General features: G+C 22.6%; 1 protein-coding gene. It reads right to left on the bottom strand.

Annotated elements, in window-relative coordinates; translation table 11 throughout:
- Positions 1-146: 146 nt before the first annotated feature.
- On the bottom strand, positions 147-716 hold a 570-nt coding region (locus CAMP5053_RS08250), incomplete at its 5' end, for a hypothetical protein (RefSeq protein ID WP_337217644.1).

The following is a 716-nucleotide window of genomic DNA, read 5'->3' as shown; positions in this document are numbered from 1 at the left end:
AAAAGCTATAAGCAAACCGCAGGGTATATAAAATTTTTTAAGTTTATAAAAAGGTTTTTTCATTTATATTCCTTGATATTCTAAAAATAGTTTTTGTGTCTTTTTTTGTTTCGTTTAAGGTTTTATTTTGAGTGTTAAGTTTTATCTCATTCATTTGTGCATTCTTTTAGTTTAGATTGTAGAGTGTTAAGATTTGTCAATGTCTTCTTGTTGAAGTTTTCTAAAATTTTATTAATATTTTCTTTTAGCTTCTCTTTAGCTTGATTATCTAAAAAAAAATCTTTACGAATTCTTCTTGTAACATTATCTGTAATTTTATTTAGTTTTCTCATTGTATTTAAAATTATTGCAGTTTTAGAATTATCAAATTTACATGTGAATTTTTTAGAAAGATCTCCAATATAAATATGGGAAAATCCCCAGTTGTTTCCAATTAAAGAAGATGTATAATAAACAATATGTGAAAAATCATGACTTTTGATTTTATTTTGCAAAAAATCCTCTTCTAAACGAGTATTTAGAAAAAATAAAAAATCTTCAAAAACTTTAAATCTTTCCTTATCAAATAAAAAATAAGTTTTATGATTTGTGATATTTCTTTCATTGTATAAAAGATAGGATATAATATCGTTATTTAAATTTAAAACAATTCGACTAGCTTTTCTTGAAAGTTCCTCATCTTCATCTAGGAATGAATAAATAGTTAAAGTTCTTAC

It is taken from the genome of Campylobacter sp. S4:11, assembly GCF_024723695.1.
GTDB lineage: Bacteria > Campylobacterota > Campylobacteria > Campylobacterales > Campylobacteraceae > Campylobacter_D > Campylobacter_D jejuni_C.
This window is presented reverse-complemented; position numbering and strand designations above follow the sequence as displayed.